The following is a 20,480-nucleotide window of genomic DNA, read 5'->3' as shown; positions in this document are numbered from 1 at the left end:
CTATAAAAATGTTTAAAAAATGCCATTTAGACTTGCTTTTGTGTATCTTTGGAAGACTATCTTGAAAGATTACCTTAGAAGACCATCTCAAAAGCCTATCTCGAAGGGTTATCTCTATAGGAATTACCGCGATTGCAGGCTTTTCTGTATCTTTGCAGACCCTTGCTACAAAGGGTTTTCTTTGTCTGAAACAAAGTCTTGGACTTTTCTTTTTGCTTGTTGAATGTTATATCTTCTATTTTGATGCAAACCTCGATGTGGGCGCAAAAATCAGTGCTATCTTTCTGCACCCTTTGGCAAAGTTTGAATAAAAAGAACTTAGGGGTGAGTGGCTTTCTTTTTTGGGTACTATTGCTGCCTTTGGCGGCGCAAGATGCTGCACAGATGCAGAAGGGCAGGATTGTAGGCAATTTTCTGGTCGATTCTATGCAAATTGGAGAGCCGATTTATTATTCGCTTTCTTTTTCGCACCCTGCCGACTGGGAAGTGATTTTTCCCGATTCTACCTACGCCTTCAAGCCTTTTGAATGGGTCAGTCATCAGGCTTTTCCTACCCAAACACAGGCAGGAATCAGTCGGGATAGTGCCGTTTATGTGTTGCGTTCCTTTGAAATGGATACGATACAAAACCTAAGTGTTCCCGTATGGGTCTTGCGTGGAAAGGGCGACACGCTGCTTTTTACGCCACCTGCCGATGCCATAACGGTCAAATTCCATCTCACGCCTGAACTATTGCAAGATAGTAGCATGCAAAAATTGCAGACCAATACCGAACTTGTCCCGATTCAAGTTCCTTTCAACTATCCGATGGTGATACTTATTTCGGTAGCGGTCTTATTTTTAGTGGCTCTGCTGATTTTGCTCTTTGGGGGTAGGGTACGAAAAGCCTATCGCCTGCGCCGCATGCGCAACCAACACGAGCGTTTTGTGCAATCTTACTTAAAAGCCTTTGCCGAAAATCTCACCAGTCAATCTGCCGAACACGCCTTAGCGATTTGGAAAAACTACTTAGAAAACTTGGAAGAAATCCCTTATACAACCTATACGTCGAGCGAAATTGTGGCTATTACCCAAAATGACCAACTCAAAAGGCACTTAAAAGCCTTAGACCGCGCCATCTACGGCTCGGAAGTTACACAGGCTTTGCGCGAATCGTTGGACAATTTGCTCGACTTTGCTGTCAGTGTGTATGAAAATAGAATGAAGGAGGTGCGCAATGTATGATTGGCTCGACTACAAATGGTTTCTACCTGCCGCCCTGCGTGGCTTCGATTGGGAAAACGAATGGATTTTGTACCTCATTCCCTTTGTGCCGCTGCTTTTTGTGTTCAGATGGCTGCTTTTCATCAAATTCCGCCAAAAATTGGAAGTGGCTTTTTTTGAAAAACAACTCCCCTCTGACCCTACGGCTCTGCTGCGCCATGTCCCTAAAATTTTCCTCTCCCTCTTTATCGCCCTTATTTTGGTCGCCTTAGCCCGCCCACAACAGACCAACGAACTGGTAGAACAATGGACGGAAGGTATCGAGATTGTCTTAGCCCTCGACATTTCCGAATCGATGCTCATCGAAGATTTCAAGCCTAATAGATTGGAGGCCGCAAAAGAAATTGCGACAAACTTTATTAAAGGGCGTTTTCAGGATAGAATCGGCATTGTGGTTTTTTCAGGAGATGCCTATTCACTTGCCCCCCTGACGAGTGATTACGAACTTTTGTACCGCTACATAGACGACATTTCGCACCGTCTTATCCAAAAGGGCGGCACAGCAATAGGCAACGCCTTAGGGGTTGCGACAAACCGCATGCGCGAATCGAAGACCAAAAGCAAGGTTATCATCTTGCTTAGTGATGGCAGCAACAACGCAGGCTCATTAGACCCTATGACGGCGGCAAAATTAGCGCGTGCCTTCAACTGCAAAGTCTATACCATCGCCGTTGGCAAAGACGGCGAAGTGCCTATCCGCGACCAATTTGGGCAGGCACACTACATCAACAATACCTTAGACGAAACAACCTTACGCGAGATTGCGCAAATAGGGGAGGGCAGATTTTTCCGCGCTTCGAGCAACCAAGCCCTCGCCGACATCTTCAATACGATAGACAATTTGGAAAAATCGGAAATCAAAGAAAATAGATTCAAGGATACCCAAGATTTTTACTACATTTACCTCATTTGGGGAATCATTTTCTTTCTAATTTGGCTGCTTACCAAAAATACATTTATGCACAACGCCTTAGAAGACTAACATTTTTATGAAGTAGCGCGAAGCTCCAGCTTCGCAAGGCAAACTTATTTCTAACAAAACTACTGATTCCTGCCACAATTTTGGAACGAAATAAAATTTAGCCAAAACCCAAAGTATCTTGAAGATGCTTTGGGTTCTTTTTTAAATACACAATTTTTTTCAATCCAAATTCGGACAAGGTAGTGCCTTGTCCCTACAAAACGCTTATTGGGCTTTGGTAAGCCATTTCTGACGCGCTGCCTGTGTTTTTTCAAGCTCTTTTTCGGAAGTGGAAAGTACAAGTTTTCGGTTCAGACTTTTTTGTGCCTTCATCACAAAAGGCAAACTAACCAAGACTTTGTCCCGACTAACTAATAATTCGCCCTCTATTCCAAGCTCAAAGAGATTCCAAATATTTTTAAAGTCATTGATATTTTTGGTGCGAAAGCCATTGAGAGCCAAAATTTCGTCATTGACATTTAGCCCCATCTGCTCTGCCAAACTGCCTTTATCGATGCCTTTTGCTACCAAACTGCCCCCTTCTTCGCCTACACGCGCTCCCAAGTCTAAGGTCGTTGTTTCTTCAACTTGTAAGGTAACGCCTACTTTTGCGAAAAATTCGGCATAGTTGGGTACTTCTACGCCATAGATATATTTTTCGAAAAAATCGTCGAGTTTTGTACCTGCAATCTTTTCTGCCGCCGCCTTAAATTCGGCTTCGGTAAAGCCACGCGCCTTTTTCTGGTAATATTCGGCATAGAGATAGCGCATCAAATCATCAAGATTTGCCTTTCCTTTGGTGCTTTCTGTGATGGTGATATCGAGCAGAGCGGCATAAACCGTTCCTGCATTGTAGTAGGAAATGCTATTGTTGGACGAGTTTTCGTGTGGGCGGTAGAATTTTATCCACGTATCGAAGCTGGATTCTGAAACGGCTTGCACCTCTCTGCCTTTTCGGTTTTCTAAGGTATTGATAGCCCATTCGAGCTTTTTGAAATAGTCTTCTTGGCTAATAAAACCTGCACGATAGAGGAGCAATTCGTCGTAATAGCTTGTAAAACCTTCCGAAATCCAGAGTTGGCGCGTATAATTTTCTGCGTCGTAATTGAAGGGACCCAGTTCAATAGGTCTAAGCCTTTTGACGTTCCAAAGGTGGAAATATTCGTGTGCCACTAAGCTCAAAAAGTCGAGTAAGCCCTTTTGGGTAGTATAAGCAAAGCGATTGACTATCAAGCTGGTAGAATTGAGATGTTCCAAGCCGCCATTATTTTCCGAAACGTTATGAACGATAAAAACATAGTTTTTACAAGGGTGCGGTGCTTCGAAAATAGCCGCTGTGGTTTCTACCATGCGCTGCATGGCTTTGCTAAGAAGTGGCTCGTCGTAAAATCTTTCGCCATACATCGCTACCTCGTGTTCTATGCCTGCGGCGATAAAGAAAAAGCTATGATGGTTGCCAATTTCCATGGGCGAATCCACTAAAAGGTCGTAGTTTTCTGCTGTCCTTGTCCATTTGTCGTCGCCTACGGTAGGGAGCGAAGTCGAGATATTTTTCCACTCGGCATAGGGCGTAACTTTCAGCGTTGTGGGCTGATTTTGCAAGCCTTCTACCCACATAAAGACACTGCTGCCATTGAGATAGCCATGTGAAGCATCTAAAAAACTTGTCCTGACGCTATGTTCATAGGCATACACGCGATACGAAAAGCGCACAGTGCTGCCTTTTTTGATAGATTTGGTATCGATGCGCCAAGTGTTTTTAGTGGTCTTTTCAAAAGGTAGTGCCTTTCCTTCTGCATCTTGCGCCATTTCGCCTTCTACGTGTCGTGAAAATTCGCGAATCAGATATGAGCCCGGTGCCCAAGTGGGCATCTTGATGAGCAACTGTTCTTGTTTCCAATCGGCAATCGCCATTTCTACTTCAAAATAGTGCGTATGGGGCTTGGGCATGGAAAGGTGATAGGTGAGATTTTGCCCCCAAAGGAGTGGCATTTGAAGGCAGCAGAGCAGCAAAAAGCCAACGCAAAGCCCTATCGAGCTGCGTGTTTTTTTTGGGGTCGGGTGCGATTGTGGGTCTAATTTCATGTCGTAAAATTGATAAAAGAGAAATTTATGGGTGCATTTGGAAACACAAACTTGCTTTTAAATTCTTAAAATCGCAAATTTGAAGTGCTAATCGCACTGATTTTCAGAAGCCAAAAATTAGCGTGGCGTTTTTTAATCGAAAAAACAAGGACATTTTCTTTTTGGCGGGAGTGGCGTATTTTATTTGGTAAAATTTGCTTCGGCTTATCGCAAATAAGGTATAAGTGTAAGATTTCGAACAGAAAAAAAGCTGTGTAAAGAAAAAGTTATGACAATAGACATCGAACTTAAAAAAAAGCTATCTTTAAGCCCGAAAAAACACAACAAAACCCATTTAGGCTCTTATGATAAAAAATCTTACACGCCTGACATTAACGCTATTATCGTGCCTACTTTGGTGTTTTTCTGCGAAAGTAGAAGCCCAAATTACGATTACACAGACTCTCACCCCTGCTGAAATTGCACAACGCTTGCAGGGAATAGGCATTACCGTTACCGATGTGCGCATTATCCGCTGCCACCCCACTGCACAAGGCGGCTTTGATGTAACACAGCCGCTCAATGAAATTGGTGCTATTAACTTGGGCAACACAGGCATCGTAATGGCTTCGGGCGACATCCGTAGCTCTGCTGCCATACAGGTTGGTGCGCCTGCCACTACCTTTTTAGCCACAGACTTGACAAATCCTGTTTCGCCTGCTGGAACAAGCGAACTTGGCTTATTTCCTGTTGGTACGACTATTAACTTAGACAATGACGCACAACTGCAAGCCCTATCGGGTCAGGTAATTCGCGACGTTTGCCATATAGAAATTGATATAATTCCCGAAGGCAATGAAATTCGCTTCCCCTTTACTTTTGCTTCGGAAGAGTACGCTGAATTTGTGAATGACATCTTCAATGATGCTTTCGGCTTTTTCCTATCTGGACCCAACCCTTTGGGCGGCAACTATGTAGATTTGAACTTAGCCGTAGTGCCAACTACCACAACACCCGTAACGATTAACACCATCAACTGGGGCGAACCAGGGGGGGGCAGGGGGCTGTCCTGCCACCAACCCAAACTTTTATTACCATAACTTAGCAGAGATTCTTTGTGGCAACGTAGCACCGCTCAATTTCCCTGTTAGCCCTAACGGGACGCGCATTGCTTATGACGGTCTGACGCGCAACTTAGTAGCAGAAGCGGACGTAGTACCTTGTCAGCCTTACACAATCAAACTCAAAATTGCAGATGGTTTTGACGGCACGTTGGATTCGGGCGTTTTTATTGAAAAAATCCAAAGCGATTTATTAGATGTAGATGTACCACTTACCTCTTGGGACGGTTGTAGCGACATTACCTATGGCGTTTCGCGCAGCGTAGTCGATGGCAACACGATTAACTATACCGTAGATTATTCGGGCAGTGCTACTCTAAACGGGGTAATTGATGCCACCGCTTTGCCTACCAACTTCTCCATTACCGATGATGGCTCTTTCAACTTTACCATCACGCCTGACTACTCGCTTATCAACCCAAATGGCGATACCCTCATTGTGCGCTTGCTTGGCAATAGCCTCTGTCCTGGTCTGCCTCCTATTTTGTACGATAGCGCGGCGATTATCATTGTACCACCGCTAAATATTGGCGAAGACGAAGTAGCTTGTTTGAACTTCCCCGACCCTGTCGAGCTTTTCCCCAACTACAACTACTATGGTACTTACACTTGGACGGTAACAGGGGCAAACCCACAAACCTTTATAGGGCAGAATTTTACCTACACGCCTACTGCACCGGGCGTAGATGAAGTTATCTTGGCAGTAGATAATGGCAGTGGCTGTATTGATAGAGATACGCTCATTGTGGAAGTTTTTGGCAGTCAAGTACCGCTTACGATTGGCGATGACCAAATCTTAGCCGTCGGCGAACAAACTGTTTTGGAAGCCAACCAAATCTATACTTCTTACCTTTGGGAAGATGTATCTGGGGGCGGCAACACTTTCCTAACCAATGATTCAGTCTTTGTCTTTGATGCCACTACGCCTGGACAGTTCGACATCAAACTCACCGTATTTGCGGGCTTTCCTACTTGCGAAACGTCAGACGAGGCGAGTATTTTTGTCATCAATAACGTCGATTTGGGTGCAGACTTAGAAGTTTGTAGCAACGATGTCGTAACCCTTGATGCGACCGACCCCTTCGTACCACCGATTGCGCAGGTAAGTTTCCAATGGTTTGAAGATGGCGTAGCGATTGATGGTGCAACGAATGTAACCTTTGCAGCACCGCCTTACGTAGCCCCCACTGATGCCGTTTTGGTTAAGACCTACCGCGTGCGCCGCACCGTAACGCTTACCAGCGGAGCGCAAAATGTTTCAGAAGACGAAGTAGTCGTAACCTACTATCCTACCCCTGTCATTGGCGCAAATGACACAGAACTTTGTGGCGATGATGTCGTAACCCTTGATGCGACTTTATTGAACGAAAACGTCATGAACTATGCGACTTATGTTTGGTACAATGCGGCTTCTTATCCGATTCCGCTTTCTACCAATGCCGCAGTAGATGTGCAGTTGGGTTCTTATATCGTAGAAGTGACGACAGATGTTTGCTTTGAGGCAAAACTTGTCAATGTAACCTGTCCCGACCAAGAGCTTCCTGTAAATGCAGGCTTCCGCCCTTATCGCATTAGCTTAGTAGGCACAGCAGGCTACAACAGTGCAGAATTGACGTGGAATCCTACCCAAGAAGACCAACGCCCTGTCTATTACTACGAAATTTTCTATGGTTTTACAGGTTCAGTACAGTCTGTTCGCATTGGCACTTCTACCGAGCCGCGCTTTACCGTAACAGGCTTGCTCAACGGACAAAGCTACCAATTTGCAGTACGCGCCGTCTATAAGATGAACAACGAGCGCGAAGTACGTTCCGACTTCTCTAACACAGTCTTTGTTACGCCTTCGGTAATTTTGGGTACAGATGAGGAGAAGTTGAGCGAAAAACTAAGCCTCTACCCCAACCCCAATCAGGGCAACTTTACCCTTGCTTGGGCAACGCATTTGGGCGAAAAAGCCGAAGTGAGTTTACTAAACTTGGCAGGACAGCAAATTGCGCCTGCTGCTACCTTGCAAAATGGCGAAACAATGTCATTCCAAACTTTACCAAATGGCTTGTATATTGTAGTAGTAAAATTAGGCGATACTGTACTCAAACAAAAAGTTAGTATCGTCAGATAACGCCTTCTTTCCTTTCCTACCCTAAAAAAACTGCACTATTGTTTTTTGGGGTAGGAAAATTTCAACTCCCTAAATTGCTTTTTCTTATGAAAAAAATTATCGGATTTTCACTATTTACCCTGCTGGCATTTTTGAGCCTCGCCCTGCAAGGCATACAAGCGCAAGACCTAAACCTGCGCTACATAACGCCAAATGCCACTTACAGCATCTATGATGGCAAACTTGTTCGCTTCCAAAACGGAAGCAGCGACGAAGCCAATTTGAGCAATAGCCAACTCGAAGCCATTGCCACCGTTATCCGTCAAAGCGGCTTCCTGACCCTCGACAAAGAAAGTGGTACAGGCAACCTACGCTACCTCATCTATGCCCAATTAGGCAATAGCTCTACGGCAGACAATTCCAACGCCGTAACCTATCGCACCAATGACGGCTTCAATCCGCCTGCGGGATTTGCACAAGTGGCGGCGCACCTCGACGCGCTCATTGCAGATGTTTTCTAAAAGCCTCAAAAAATAAAGACCCAAAAGCCGCCTATGCCGTATGCACAGGTGGCTTTTTTGCTTTCAAATGTCCCTTTTTTTCACCTTTCCCTACCCCTTGCCTTTTCTTTTTGTGGGGTATGATTTTGGAAAATTCACCTTTCTCTGTATTTTTGTGTGTAAGATTGTGATACGACAGGCTTCTTTTTGTAGCAAAAACATAGCAAAAGGCGTGTGTCTGTTCGGTTTTGAACCCCTCTAAATGCCGTACTCTTTATGTTGAAGCATCTACTGATTGAAAATTACGCCCTGATAGAAAAACTCGACATCTCGCCTTCGGCAGGTCTGAACGTCATCACAGGCGAAACGGGGGCAGGAAAGTCTATCCTGCGTGGCGCATTAGGTATGCTTATCGGCAATCGTGCTGATACGAAGGTGCTTTTGCAAAACGACAAAAATTGCGTCGTCGAGGGCATCTTCCAACTGCCCAACGAAGACCTCAAAGCCCTCTTTGAGGAGGAAAACCTCGATTTCGAAACCCATTGTCTTATCCGACGACAAATCAATCCTTCGGGTAAATCGCGTGCTTTCATCAATGACACCCCCGTAACGCTCGACACCCTGCGCAAAATCGCCCTGCGCCTGATGGACATTCACGCCCAACACGATACGTTACAACTTTTTTCTAACGACTATCAACTGCACATTTTAGACATTTTTGCAGAAAACCAAAAAACCTTAGACCTTTATCAAGAAAATTTTAAAAAATATCGCGCCATAGAAAAGAAGTTGCGCGATTTGAAAGAAGAAGCCCTACGCCTAACCAAAGAGCAAGACTACCACCAACACCTGCTGGGCGAACTAAACCAAGCCGATTTGGATACGCTGGATAAAGCACAGATGGAGCGCGATTTGGAGCGTTTGGAGAATGTAGAATTTATCCGCTCACAAATGTATTTGGCTTACAATGCCCTTTCGCACGAAGAATATTCGGCAGAAAACATTTTGCGCGAAGCCACTCATGCCCTTTCAAAGACGGCAAACTTTTCAAAAACGTATCAAGATTTGTATGAACGCACACAAAGCCTGCTTATCGAAACCAAAGACTTAGCCCAGACGATTCAATCGGAAAGTGAAGATTTGGTCATAGATGAGGAAACGGCTGAAATTTTGCGTAAAATTTTGAGTGCGCTCTACAATTTAGAAAAAAAGCATCAGGTACAAAGTGTAGCTGAATTGATTGCCATTCGCGACGATTTGGCACTCAAAGTCAGGCGTGTAGAAAATTTTGATGAAGAAATTAAGCAATTAGAAGAAGATTTAGCCTATCAAAAAGGTATTTTGCTCGAATTAGCACAGGAGCTTTCCACACAACGCCAAAGCGTTGTGCCGCAGACGCAAGAAGAAATCAACTTCCTGCTCACCGAACTTGGTATCCCCAATGCTACTTTTACCATCAATTTCACACAAATCCCACTTTCGCCCACAGGGACGGACTTTGTGGAATACTACTTTTCGGCAAATAAAGGTTTCAGACCGCAGCCCCTCAAAGAAGTGGCTTCGGGAGGCGAATTTTCGCGCCTTATGTTGGCGATAAAATACCGCTTGGCAAAGCGAATCCACCTGCCTACCCTTGTTTTTGACGAAATAGACACAGGCGTTTCAGGAGAAATTGCGATAAAAATGGGGCGCATCATCAAAGAGCTTTCTGTCAAACACCAGATTTTTATCATCAGCCACCTACCACAAATTGCTGCCAAAGGCGATTTGCACTACTACGTCTATAAAAAAGACCGACAGGAACGCACCGTTTCGCACATCAAACTACTGACCAATGAAGAACGTGTAGAAGAAATTGCGCAAATGATAGGCGGCGCAAGTCCCAGCAGTAGCACTTATAGCAGTGCAAAGGAACTGTTGAAAAATTAGTAGGAAGGCGGCATAAAACGCTTATCCACAACTTAATCACACACTTATCCACATTTTGAGAAAGTTATCCACAGTTTGTGGGTAACTTTTTTTGGCGAAAGCCCCCAACAAGTCTATTTTAGATAACCTTACTCACCTTTATTTTCAGAAAAAAAGACGCTTTCAACGAAATTTATACAACTTATCCACACAAAGAGCCAAAACAAGCGAAGTTATCCACACTCGACTCGTAAAATTTCACGCCCAACAAACAGTTATTCACATTATCACCTGCCAAAAGCCCAAAATACGCCGACTTATCCACATTTTCATAGAGTTATCCACAATTTGTGGAAAACTTTTCCTGCTTTTGCCCTCGCTTGTATTTTTTTTACGCCGTTTATCCACAATTTGGCTGCTGCCTAACCTCATGGGGCATCATCGAACCTTAGTCAGCCTCGAAATCAAAAGATTTTAAAGAAGCAAGGTCTTTTTTTCGAGAACTTATCCACAATGGTAACTTGCGGATAGATATTAGACCCTAAGAAATAAAAAATAGCATTTTTTTAGAATCTCAAAAAAAAAGCGCACCCGACTTATCCACAGAGTTATGCACAAAAAGCCCAAATCACTGTTAATAAGCTGTTCATAACTACCCTACTTATACACAGTCGAAAAAAGGGCTTGGCGAGTTATGCACATTTTCCACAATCAAAGGTAGTTTATACACAGAGGCAAGTGGCTTTATGCACATCTTATTCACAATTTGTAAAGCGTGAATAAGTTTTCGAAAAAGTTATCAACACTTGTGCATAAGTATCGTAAAAACCTCATTTGCAGACACTTACACTGTTCATAACTTTGTGGATAGTGTGTGAATAAGTGTGGAAAACTTCAAAAACAAAAAGATATGCACAGTATCCACAGCCCAACAACAACGTATTAGAAAGACTTTAAAAAAAAATCTAATAGTATGTTGTCTAAGCCTTCCAAAAATTTGATTTCGATTTTTTTTCCAAATTTTGAGACCCCAAGCATTTTCAGTAGGTTTAGATTTGAGGCACTTGTCAAATTTTTTGTAACTTTTAGCCGCCTCTTTTGTGGATAAGTCTGAAAAAATGGGCTGCGCGGCTTTGTTTTTCCAAATCTTATCCACACTAAAAAAAAGTAGGCTTGTATTTTCCAAATCTTATCCACACAGTTTTATGTTTCGAGTAGAAAATCAGGTGGCAGTCATTACAGGTGGCGCAAAGGGTATCGGCAAAGCCACAGCCGAAGTTTTCGCCGCTGCGGGCGCGAAAGTAGCACTCTGGGACTTAGACCCCAAAGTGGAGGAGATAGCCGCTCAAATAGGCGGAAAAGCCTATCTGGTAGATACTTCTAATTGGGAGTCGGTGCAAAATGCCACTGCCCAAACGCTTGCCGATTGGGGAACAATTCACATACTTATCAACAATGCAGGAATTTTGAGAGATGCTTCCCTTTTGAAAATGGACGTAGCCCAATGGGAACAAGTTATCAACATCAACCTGACAGGAGTTTTTCATTGTGTAAAAGCCATTTTGCCTACCCTAAAAGCACAAAAATACGGGCGTATCATCAATGCCTCCTCCATTGCAGGCGTGTATGGCAATTTCGGACAGACGAATTATTCGGCAGCCAAAGCTGGGGTAATTGGCTTTACAAAGAGTTTGGCGCGAGAAGTGGGTAGAATGGGCGTTACGGCAAATGCCATTGCGCCCGGTGTGATTGCAACCGAAATGACGGCGACCATTCCACAGGAATACATGGAAAAAATGCAGGCAGGGATTCCCGTTGGCAGGATAGGGCAGGTGCAGGATATTGCCTATGCCTATCTTTATTTGGCTTCGCCGCAGGCAGGTTTTGTCAATGGGGCAGTCTTGCACGTAGATGGCGGCATGGTCTTATAGGTTTTATGAAAAAAAACTTATTTTAAAATTTAGAACAAATCTTATTTGAGTCTAAATCCAAAATTTTACCTCAATCCAACTTCGGACAGGGCAATGCCTTGTCCTTTTTGTCTGTATAAAATACCTTTTCAACTAAATTTTATCCCAATCCTTATGGGTTTCAAATTTATTTCGGTATGATTGCAGGGTTTGATAACAAAGGCTTAGATTGTGGATAACTTCCTGATTCGAGGCTTTCCAAAGGGTCTCGCCTTTTGGGTCGAAGGCGGCACTTTCGCCTTCATACTCGATGCCGTTGCCATCTTTGCCAATTCTATTGACCCCAATGCAATAGGCAGAGTTTTCGATGGCGCGTGCAGGCAGCAGGCTGTTCCATGCTTGCTTTCGGGCTTTTGGGAAATTTGCCGTATAGAGAAGGACATCATACAAAAAAGTGTCTTCTTTTTCAAAATACTGGTTGTAGCTTCCAAGGGGAAAGCGCAAATCGTAGCAAACTTGCAAGAGTAGCTTCCAACCGCGCCAAGTGTGGCTCACTTTTTTTGTGCCTGCCCGAAAAAAGCGGTCTTCGCCTGCCATGCGAAAGAGATGCTTTTTATCATACCAAACTACCTTTCCCGTAGGTTCTACAAAAAGCAAGCGATTGAAAAAATAGTTATCTTCTTTTATCATACAAGTAGCAAGCAAAGCCGCATCTTTGGCGTGGGCGTGTTTTTGTAGAAATGCCAACGCCTTGCTTTCGGATAACTCTTGGGCGTATTGCGTTTGCATAGAAAAGCCTGTGTTAAACATTTCTGGGAGAATGATTAAATCGCTACTAAAAGGGGCTATTTTTTCGAAGAGCGTATCAAAGTGCGCATAATTAGCGTCGGGATTTTGCCAATGAAGGGTAGTCTGGACAAGGGTTAGGCGTAGGTCTTGCATGGGCAGAAGAGGTGAGGAAAATTATTTGGATAAAATAAAAGTTACTTTTTTTAAATTTGAAAAATATTAGAAAAGCATCAAAGTAGCCTTGCCACAAAATTAGGCAAAGCAAAAGCAGCCGTATGGAGTTCGGCATTGTAGTAAAATAGTTTTTCTTTTTCAGAAAAAAACTGAATTTCCTTTTTTTCCATGTGTGAAAGGCTTTCTTTCCTTTTCAAACCTGCCACTATAAAACTGCACATACCCGAAGGAAAGGTAGGAATATGCGCCAAATAGGGCAGCAACTCATTTTTATCCCAAAAATCTTGCAAGTTGCGATACTGATTTTGTAATACCTGCGGCTCTATGTAAGGCGAATGGGTCGGCATCACGACAAAACCCCCTTTGCGGAGCAGGCTCTTGATATGGGCGTAGTGTGCTTTCTCAAAAGGCAGCAGGCGTTTGCTATCGGTTGCGTCTATCAAGATGGCATCATAGCTTTCGGGCGGTGTGTGGGCTAAAAAGTCGGTAGCGTTGGTATGATGCACCCTAACACGTGAATCGCGCCAAGCTGGAGCTAAAAAGTCGAGGTACTGGCGGCTTGCCTGCCCTACCATTTCGTCAATTTCTACCAAGTCTATCACTTGTAAGTGTTGATGGCGAATTGCCTGCCGCAAAATTCCGCCTTCGCCACCGCCTAAAATTAGCACTTTTTGCAGCGTTAGGGGAGTTTCTGGATTTGGGTGCTTGTCAAAATTTGAAAACTGAAATTGAAAGAAAGGCAGATGCACCAACATTTCATGGTAGGCGGCTTCATCTTTTTCGGTCAGCACTAACTTGGCATCTAAAAGCAGGGCTTTTCCATAGGCTTGGGTCTGATAGATTTCTATTTTCTGATAGTGGCTCTGTGCCTGAAAGAGTGGGGCAGAAAGGCGTTTGAGCGAAAGGGCGAAGGTTTCGTCGCGCTCGGTGAGCCAACTTTGGAGCAGGGGCGCAGTGGCAATTTGGGCGTTTTGGGTAGGAAAATAGTCTTGCCTATTGAGTAGTCTTTTTTCGCCACGCCGCATTTCCATTGCCGAACCATGAGCTGCCCCTAATTTTTCTTTTAAAAAAAGATATGCCTGCCAAGGGTCTATCGAATCGCCGCAGGTGAAGATGTCGATGGAGGCAAAACCCCATTCAGGCCAGGTATGAATGGTGAGGTGGCTTTCCTCGATGACCACTACTCCCGAAACCCCATAAGGCGCAAAATGGTGAAACATCACCCCCACAATAGAAGCTCCGATATGATTTGCCGCCGCTCTTAACTGTGCCTCCACTTGGGCTACGTCATCTAAAAGTAAGGCAGGGCAGTCATACAATTCGAGCAGTAAATGTCGTCCTAAGGTCTGTGTCATATTATTTTGTGATAAAAAGGGCTTGAAATTTGTTGTTTTAGCGTGTATTAGAAAAAAAATATTCAACAAAACAGAATTTTATTCGTATATTGTGAAAGCAAACGCAAGCTGGTTCTTTTCGCTAAGATTTGTTGGGTTCGCTTTTTTTCTAACATTAAGTTTCTGATAACACATGGGTTTTTACAATTCACGCCTCTTTCAAAGTCGGTTAGATAGCTTCTTGCGCAGCCAAATCTGCCCCATTTCCAAACAAAAGATGCAGCCTTGTTCGGAAGATTACAAATCGGGATATAGCAGTTTCCACTACATCTGTCCCCATTTGCATCTGACGCTCAAAATTGGCATTTCAGGTTCTTTGATTTCTAATCAAGACAATCTTTATGAACTACTAAAAAATCAGGCTTTTATTCAAAACTATGTCATTGAAAAAATTAAAAATTGTACTGACGAGGAAATTCTTATCACGACACAAATGATTAGAGAAGCCCTAAGCAGTCAAATTTCCAATGAAGTAGCTCCCAAAACGGCACAAAACGCACCTTCTAACCCTGCACCTGCGCCCAGCCGTACTTCTTCTTTTCGTCCTCCCCAAGAGAAGTAAGGTAGTTTTAGCAGTTCAGAATTTAGAAAGCATACTGCCTACTTTCCTGCGCATTGAGCTGATAAATGCGTGCCTCTTTGAGCCATTGTGCGATATGAGGAAAACCGAAAGCCCATTTTTTGAGTGTGCCGTCTGTGTGCAAAAGCAGCAAGGCACTTTCGTCTTGGCTAAGGTGGGCTGCCTGCAAATCGAGTGCTTGCGAGGTAAAGATGGGGTATCCCTCCATCGAGGCAATATGAAAATGATTTTGAGAGGTAGAAAGAATTAGTTTTTGTTTGGGTGCAAATTGTAAGTCGCCGCCCTTGATGGTACGTAGGCGCAAGCCCTGTGGTGTCCAAAAGTCGGTTTCTTCGCGCGTAGAGGTGAGCAAATAGCGGCTATCAGGGGTAAAAGTGAGGGTACGAATCTTACCGCGCACAAAGTTGGGATAGATGGGAAAGAGTTTGCCACTGCTCACTTGTAGCGTCTGTTGGGGGAGTAGGTAGGTTTCGCCTTGCGTCGGGTACTGCAATTCCAAACTCAAAACAACCCATTCTTCGTTGGGCGATACGGTCAGATTCGCTTGAATAGGCTGCATACCGCTCTTCGAAGGTAGAGCCGCTTTTAAGGTCGCGCGTTTTTTTCCATCTAAGTCAAAAACCAGATATTGGAAAGGGTCTTTTTCTACCAGAATGAGCGTGCCTTGCGGTGAAAATCGCGCCTTTTGATACGCGCCCTTTATTTGTGTGAGCGTGTCGCCTTCTATGCTTTGCACCAAAATCGTCTGTGCCTGTTGGGTCAGGACAAGATTTTGTTTGGGGTGCAATTCGGCACTTTTGGCATCAAGGGCGCGAATGAGCTTTTCTTGGCTATCATACAAAAGCCAAATATTGGGCTTTTGCGCATCTTTTTTGAGTTGGTAGGCGTGCTGGCTTTGTTTCTTTTGCAAATAAGACTTCAATTCCTCGCCTTTGAGCAGCGTATAAGGAGGCAGTGTGCGCCAAAGGGTTAGCTTTTCTTGGTGGGTAATGAGGGCATGAGTCGGACTCACCTGCGGCAATATTTGGGGCATATTCGCAAAAGTAAGACCCAAGAGTGCCTTTGCCAATAGGCTATCTTCGGGATTCGAAAGGCGCACGATAGCTCCATTTTTATCCTTGCTGATATTGAGAAATTGCTCACTCTGCGGAACTTTTTGCAAGAAGGCAGTATTTTCCCATACGGCTTGGCGCAAGACCCGCCCTGCTTCGAGTTGATAGTGAAGCAGCAGTCCATTTTTATCCGTAACTAAAAACTCTTTTTCGTTTAGTTTTTGTAGTTGTAGGCTTTGTGGCAAAAGCATCAATCGCTTTTCCTGACTTAGGTCTAAAATCGTAGCCGTTTGCGCATGTAGGAAAATAAGCACGCGCCCACTATCTAAAAAGGCAGCAGACTCGGCACGATGCGTCTGCAAAAGTTCGCCTTCTTTTGTCCAAAGTGCTAAAAGACTATCAGCGGTAAGCGTAAAAAGCAGGCTATCATTTTGGGCAAGGTCAAAATCTTGCAGGTTTTTTTGTAAGCCTGCCAATTTTTGTATCGGTTCTTTCGCCCCTTTCTGCCAAAGCCATACAGTTGTGTCTGTGCCACTTAGGAAAAAATCACCTTTTTTAGAGATGCGTAGCTTTTCCCAAGTCTGTTCGTAGGCGGGGTAAATTTCGAGGCTATCTTTGCCCTGCCAATATTGCAAACTGCCGTCAGATTGTGCCAAAAGCACTGTATTGCCATTGCTGGTTACCTCTGTAAAATCCTGACTATCAAAGCGATAAATTTCTTTTCCGCTTTCATCGAAAAGGGCGCAACTTCCATTTTTGAAGTGGAGCAAAACGCGCGTAGGTGCGTCTAAAAGCAAGGCTTTTTTGATGTCTTTTGCCTCCCATTGTGCAGTGTAGTAGGCTTGTCCGCTATAAAAATTCTGATAAAATGCCCTTTGCGCCGCTAAGGTAGGATAGTTCTGACAGCCCTCTTGTGCCACACGAAGGGCTTTGGTAGGATTGTCAGTCAAGACCGTTTCGGCGATATACGCCAAAAAATCTGCCTTCTGAATCCGCTTGTCTGCATCAAGACTTTCTACCTTGTCTTGCAGGTGCAAATATTGCGACCAAGCTATCAAAGAGCCAATTAGAAGCGCGAAGAAGATAACAAAAAAGAGCATCTGACCCAATTTTGTCCCTTTTTTATTGCGGCGTAGTAGCTTGCGGCTTTGTAAAATTAGGTCTTTTTCTAAGTCTGTAAGGTGCAAATAGGATTGGTATTTTTCATACAAATCTAATTCGGCTTGGGTAAGCAAGACTTTATTGCGTTCCTCGCTATTGAGATAGAGAAGCGATTTTTGTTGTAAAAACGCCTTGAAGATGCTTAGATTTTCCTCCTGATAGGTCGTATTTTGTGAAGTTGGGGTAGGCAGGGGGGCGGCAGCAGCCACTTGCTCCTCCTCCGATTCGGGCGTAGGCGCAACAAAGTCAATAAGACTTTTTTCTACCTCCTGATTGGCTTTGGTGCTGATGTAGAAGGCACTTGCAAATTCGGGCTTTTGCAGGGCTTTGTGCATGAGCTTTGCGCCCTGTCGGTAGGCTTCTTTGATAGAAGTCTTGCCACTCATAAAGGCTTGGTAGAAAAACCACGAAAAGGTAAGTTCGGGTGCTTCTGTGTAGGCTTCATTTGTGGGGATACAAATGATAAAAGGCAACTGATTGAAGAAATCATTTCGTACCTCTTGTGCCAAATCGGGGCTTTCCACCAAAACGATTTTGAGCAGTTTGGCGGTTTTGAGCCTTTGCGCGGTTGCGGCTTTGGGGCGACTGATAAAGTGGCAAAAAAAGAGCGAATCTGCCAGCGTTTCTGTTTCTAAAAGGGCGTTTAAATCGTCTTCGTTTCCTATTTTATAGCTAATGTCGTATTGCAGCAAGGTGCTTTTGGCTTCGAAGAGCAATCTTTCCAACGCCTTCGAGAGCAAATTGGGCGTTGGGGTGCAAATAAAAAATAAGGGTGCGGTTGTTTTTGCCATAGCGAAAGGAGAAGACCAAAAGGAGAAGACTAAGTGAAGCCCTCACCTTCAAAAATTCGGTAAATTCCAAATAAAGATAGGCGAAAGCGGCTTTTTTGCATAGATACAAAAAAATCTGATGCAGAGCGCACCAGATTTTAAGTTTTTTCCTACAAACTGCATTTGTAGTACCATAACAAAAGCGATTGAAGAATTTTTCAAATCAAGACGCTTGAAACTTTATTAGAACTCCATACCTGATGAGCGTCCCAAATAAGTCATCACGCAGCGGAAACCTACAAAAGAGCGAGCAGAATCTTGATACTCGAAAGTGCGGCTACCTGTTTCGATAAAGAAAGCGATGTCTTTCCATGAGCCACCACGTACTACTTTGCGCGGTTCGCTATCGTCTATGTAAGTAGGGTTTAAGTCCCAAATAAGCGGCATAGAGTTGGGTGCGTAAGCGTCGTTGCACCATTCGGCTACGTTGCCTGCCATATCATACAAGCCCCAATCGTTAGGGAAGTAAGCACCGACAGGGTTTGTGTATTGGAAGCCGTCGTCGTAGTAGTTGCCGCGTCCGGGTTTGAAGTTTGCCAAAGCACAACCTTTTGCATTTCTAACATAAGGACCGCCCCAAGGGTATTTTGCCATATCTCTGCCGCCGCGTGAGGCATACTCCCATTCTGCTTCGGAAGGAAGGCGGAATTTGGGTTGTGGAAATTCGCCGCGTCCTTCGCGTGCTTCGTTCAAAAACTTGGTGCGCCAGCCGCAGAAAGCCTTAGCTGCAAACCAATTCACGCCCACGATAGGGTAGTCGTCGTAAGCAGGGTGAGAATAGTAGTTTTCTACCATCGGCTCGCCGTAGTGATGCGTAAAGTCGTTTTCCCAAACCATCGTGTCGGGGTAGAAACGCGCCTTAATTTCTTCTTCGGTAAGCATTTCACCATCGATGGAGTCGGGGTTGTTGGTCATCTCCTCGATGAATTGGCGGTACTCGTTGTTGGTAATTTCCGTTTGGTCCATATAAAAGCCACCGATAGTGATTTGGCGGTTCATATTGATACGAGAGGAAAGGATGTCCTCGTCGGCTTGTCCCATGTGGAAAGTACCTGCGGGAACGACTATCATGCCGTAAGGCACTTCTTGCTTCCAGCCTTCTCTACCGAGTACGCCAGTAAGTTCGCCGTCCATTTTATTGCCGCCGCCACAACTCTGAGCCATCAATGCTGCGCTTGAAATGAGTAGCAAATACAGAACTTTGCGGAAAAGTGGATTCATTTTCATTGTATTGCCTTTTGCGTTATTTTGTTCGTAAGTTAAAGAGGTGCTATGTCAAAAGAGCTTTCTTCAAAGAGGAAGGAGAAGCTATAAAAAGGGGAAGCTAAAATCGTCGCAGGTTCTTTCAAGAGATTGCCCAAGGGGTTTGGGTTAGATTGAAAAGCTAAAAACGACTTTTAGAATTCACGCTTTACCTAATAACTGTTTTTTTTAGGGTTTATTATAGCTTGGTCGAAATTTTTGTGAAATTTACCGAAAAAAAACAGAGGTTTATCGAAAACGCCCACTTTTACCTTCTACAAAGGCAAGCAGATTTGCGTATCCCTAAAATAGGCGTGTGCTATTTTTTCTTTTCTAAAAAAACACAAGCGCAAAGGTACGCAAAACTTTTGAAACAAAGGCGTTTAGAAGGTTTGAAAAAGCCCAAAAAATACCCTCAAATGCGGTATTTTCAATATTTTTTGGGCTTTTCGGAGCAGGCTTGCCAAATCATTTAAAAAAGCCTATCCAAAAGGTTACATCATCACGACACAGGTAGGGATTTTCTTTTGTAGCGCATCGGCATCGGCTTTGCTCACGCCTGTTTCTTCGCAAAAAACAATCGTCAGGGCGCGATTATTGAAAAGTGGAGCAAGCGAGGCTACTTTGGTACGTGCAAAGACAATTTCCCTTAGCTTGCCTTTTGCCGTTAGTGCGTCTATCGAGGCTACTTTGGTTTCCGAAAAATTTAGCTCTGTCAGGTTTGCAAGGGCTTTCAGTGGGCTAAGGTCGGTTACGGGAGTTTGTGAAAAATAAAGCACTTCTAAGGTTAGCACATTTTTAAGGGGAAAGAGGCTATTGACTTTCGTCTTTGAAAAGTCTAAAATTTTGAGTTTGCGAAGCCCACTTAAAGCTGCCAAACTGCTGATATTGGTTTCGAAGCACTCCAAGCGCGTCAGATTGACCAAACCGCGCAAGGGTTCTAAATCGCTCACGCCTGTACCTGAAAAGTCTATTTCGGTCAGTTTGGTAAGGGAGCGCAAAGGCTCTAAACTCACCACACTTGGGTTTTTGTCTATCCACACTACTTTCAAATTCGTCAGGTTGCGAAGCGGCTCTAAATTTCTGATGCCACTTTCGGAACAGTCTAATTTATCCAAATTGTAAATCTTGGTCAGCTCGGCAGCCGTAGGGTTTGCGCTGATTTTGTGGCGTTCTTTAAAAAGTTTTTTCCAATCGTCGTCCAAACTATTCCACCAATTAGGGGTCAGTTGTGCCTTTGCCGTAGGCAGGAGGGCGAAATTTCCTACCCATATCAAGGCTGATAGAAAAAGGGGAGCGGCTATGCGTAGAAGACGGTAATTCATATTTTTCAGACGGGTTTGAAGGATAAAGAGGTAAAAAGCGCAGGCAGGCAGCCCCGATTTGATGCACTTGGGAGCAGCCTCTTTATTTGATGCTACAATTATCATGCA

15 protein-coding genes are annotated in these 20,480 nt (G+C 44.1%); 9 read left to right on the top strand and 6 right to left on the bottom strand.

The features are described from left to right. Window positions 1–240: 240 nt before the first annotated feature. Together G500_RS0101135 and G500_RS0101130 are read left to right on the top strand one after the other, a co-directional pair. Window positions 241–1,224: a hypothetical protein gene (locus G500_RS0101135; RefSeq protein ID WP_161626056.1), complete on the top strand. Its 984-nt coding sequence runs from the start codon at window positions 241–243 to the stop codon at window positions 1,222–1,224. Further along, the gene (locus G500_RS0101130) at window positions 1,217–2,245 is read left to right on the top strand and encodes a vWA domain-containing protein (protein WP_027001260.1); all 1,029 of its coding nucleotides are present in this window, start codon (window positions 1,217–1,219) and stop codon (window positions 2,243–2,245) included. Before G500_RS0101135 ends, G500_RS0101130 begins: the two co-directional genes overlap by 8 nt. A 204-nt stretch (window positions 2,246–2,449) precedes the next feature. Here the strand turns inward: G500_RS0101130 and G500_RS0101125 are convergent, their stop codons facing one another. Further along, window positions 2,450–4,309 carry a M61 family metallopeptidase gene (locus G500_RS0101125; RefSeq protein WP_051203199.1) on the bottom strand — a complete coding sequence of 620 codons (1,860 nt, stop codon included), beginning with the start codon at window positions 4,307–4,309 and terminating at the stop codon, window positions 2,450–2,452. A 344-nt stretch (window positions 4,310–4,653) separates the two neighbouring features. Between G500_RS0101125 and G500_RS0101120 the strand changes: the two genes are divergently transcribed. From G500_RS0101120 to fabG, 6 genes are all read left to right on the top strand, one after another. Then, the gene (locus G500_RS0101120) at window positions 4,654–5,388 is read left to right on the top strand and encodes a choice-of-anchor L domain-containing protein (protein WP_027001258.1); all 735 of its coding nucleotides are present in this window, start codon (window positions 4,654–4,656) and stop codon (window positions 5,386–5,388) included. Window positions 5,389–5,398: 10 nt separating this feature from the next. Continuing rightward, window positions 5,399–7,528 carry a choice-of-anchor L domain-containing protein gene (locus G500_RS0101115; protein ID WP_281169304.1) on the top strand — a complete coding sequence of 710 codons (2,130 nt, stop codon included), beginning with the start codon at window positions 5,399–5,401 and terminating at the stop codon, window positions 7,526–7,528. An 86-nt stretch (window positions 7,529–7,614) separates the two neighbouring features. Then, window positions 7,615–8,028 (top strand): hypothetical protein, encoded by a 414-nt coding sequence (locus tag G500_RS0101110; protein WP_154656968.1) that lies wholly within the window; start codon window positions 7,615–7,617, stop codon window positions 8,026–8,028. Between the two features lie 255 nt (window positions 8,029–8,283). Then, window positions 8,284–9,936: a DNA repair protein RecN gene (recN, locus tag G500_RS0101100; protein WP_027001255.1), complete on the top strand. Its 1,653-nt coding sequence runs from the start codon at window positions 8,284–8,286 to the stop codon at window positions 9,934–9,936. A gap of 91 nt (window positions 9,937–10,027) precedes the next feature. Then, entirely contained in the window at window positions 10,028–10,393 is a 366-nt protein-coding gene (locus G500_RS25595; RefSeq protein ID WP_154656967.1) for a hypothetical protein, read from the top strand. A gap of 727 nt (window positions 10,394–11,120) precedes the next feature. Next, window positions 11,121–11,846 carry a 3-oxoacyl-ACP reductase FabG gene (gene fabG, locus G500_RS0101090; RefSeq protein WP_027001253.1) on the top strand — a complete coding sequence of 242 codons (726 nt, stop codon included), beginning with the start codon at window positions 11,121–11,123 and terminating at the stop codon, window positions 11,844–11,846. Between the two features lie 132 nt (window positions 11,847–11,978). Here the strand turns inward: fabG and G500_RS0101085 are convergent, their stop codons facing one another. Next, entirely contained in the window at window positions 11,979–12,767 is a 789-nt protein-coding gene (locus G500_RS0101085; protein ID WP_027001252.1) for an amidohydrolase, read from the bottom strand. Between the two features lie 77 nt (window positions 12,768–12,844). Then, on the bottom strand, window positions 12,845–14,143 hold the full coding sequence (gene speD / locus G500_RS25910; protein WP_161626055.1) for an adenosylmethionine decarboxylase: 1,299 nt from the start codon (window positions 14,141–14,143) through the stop codon (window positions 12,845–12,847). A gap of 172 nt (window positions 14,144–14,315) precedes the next feature. Between speD and G500_RS0101070 the strand changes: the two genes are divergently transcribed. Next, a complete protein-coding gene (locus G500_RS0101070) occupies window positions 14,316–14,744 on the top strand; it encodes a hypothetical protein (RefSeq protein WP_027001251.1) in 429 nt (142 codons plus the stop codon). Window positions 14,745–14,766: 22 nt separating this feature from the next. Here the strand turns inward: G500_RS0101070 and G500_RS0101065 are convergent, their stop codons facing one another. The 3 genes from G500_RS0101065 to G500_RS24655 all read right to left on the bottom strand — a co-directional run bounded on the left by G500_RS0101065 (window position 14,767) and on the right by G500_RS24655 (window position 20,477). Then, a complete protein-coding gene (locus G500_RS0101065; protein ID WP_154656966.1) occupies window positions 14,767–17,766 on the bottom strand; it encodes a WD40 repeat domain-containing protein in 3,000 nt (999 codons plus the stop codon). 222 nt (window positions 17,767–17,988) lie between these two features. Continuing rightward, window positions 17,989–19,026 (bottom strand): T9SS ring complex lipoprotein PorK/GldK, encoded by a 1,038-nt coding sequence (gene porK, locus G500_RS0101055; RefSeq protein ID WP_027001248.1) that lies wholly within the window; start codon window positions 19,024–19,026, stop codon window positions 17,989–17,991. Window positions 19,027–19,541: 515 nt separating this feature from the next. Further along, complete coding sequence (locus G500_RS24655; protein WP_154656965.1) at window positions 19,542–20,477, bottom strand: leucine-rich repeat domain-containing protein; 936 nt, start codon at window positions 20,475–20,477, stop codon at window positions 19,542–19,544. Between the last annotated feature and the right edge of the window lie 3 nt (window positions 20,478–20,480).

The organism is Hugenholtzia roseola DSM 9546 (genome assembly GCF_000422585.1).
GTDB classification, from domain to species: Bacteria; Bacteroidota; Bacteroidia; order Cytophagales; family Bernardetiaceae; genus Hugenholtzia; species Hugenholtzia roseola.
Note: the sequence above shows the minus strand (reverse complement) of the source record. Positions and strands in the feature narration are given on the sequence as shown.

Coding starts and splice junctions, on each gene's coding strand:
- G500_RS0101130 (WP_027001260.1), top strand. CDS start 1,217: ATGTATGATTGGCTCGACTACAAATGGTTTCTACCTGCCGCCCTGCGT.
- G500_RS0101065 (WP_154656966.1), bottom strand. CDS start 17,766: ATGGCAAAAACAACCGCACCCTTATTTTTTATTTGCACCCCAACGCCC.
- G500_RS0101070 (WP_027001251.1), top strand. CDS start 14,316: ATGGGTTTTTACAATTCACGCCTCTTTCAAAGTCGGTTAGATAGCTTC.
- recN (WP_027001255.1), top strand. CDS start 8,284: ATGTTGAAGCATCTACTGATTGAAAATTACGCCCTGATAGAAAAACTC.
- G500_RS0101120 (WP_027001258.1), top strand. CDS start 4,654: ATGATAAAAAATCTTACACGCCTGACATTAACGCTATTATCGTGCCTA.
- G500_RS0101085 (WP_027001252.1), bottom strand. CDS start 12,767: ATGCAAGACCTACGCCTAACCCTTGTCCAGACTACCCTTCATTGGCAA.
- fabG (WP_027001253.1), top strand. CDS start 11,121: ATGTTTCGAGTAGAAAATCAGGTGGCAGTCATTACAGGTGGCGCAAAG.
- G500_RS24655 (WP_154656965.1), bottom strand. CDS start 20,477: ATGATAATTGTAGCATCAAATAAAGAGGCTGCTCCCAAGTGCATCAAA.
- G500_RS0101110 (WP_154656968.1), top strand. CDS start 7,615: ATGAAAAAAATTATCGGATTTTCACTATTTACCCTGCTGGCATTTTTG.
- speD (WP_161626055.1), bottom strand. CDS start 14,143: ATGACACAGACCTTAGGACGACATTTACTGCTCGAATTGTATGACTGC.
- G500_RS0101125 (WP_051203199.1), bottom strand. CDS start 4,309: ATGAAATTAGACCCACAATCGCACCCGACCCCAAAAAAAACACGCAGC.
- porK (WP_027001248.1), bottom strand. CDS start 19,026: ATGAATCCACTTTTCCGCAAAGTTCTGTATTTGCTACTCATTTCAAGC.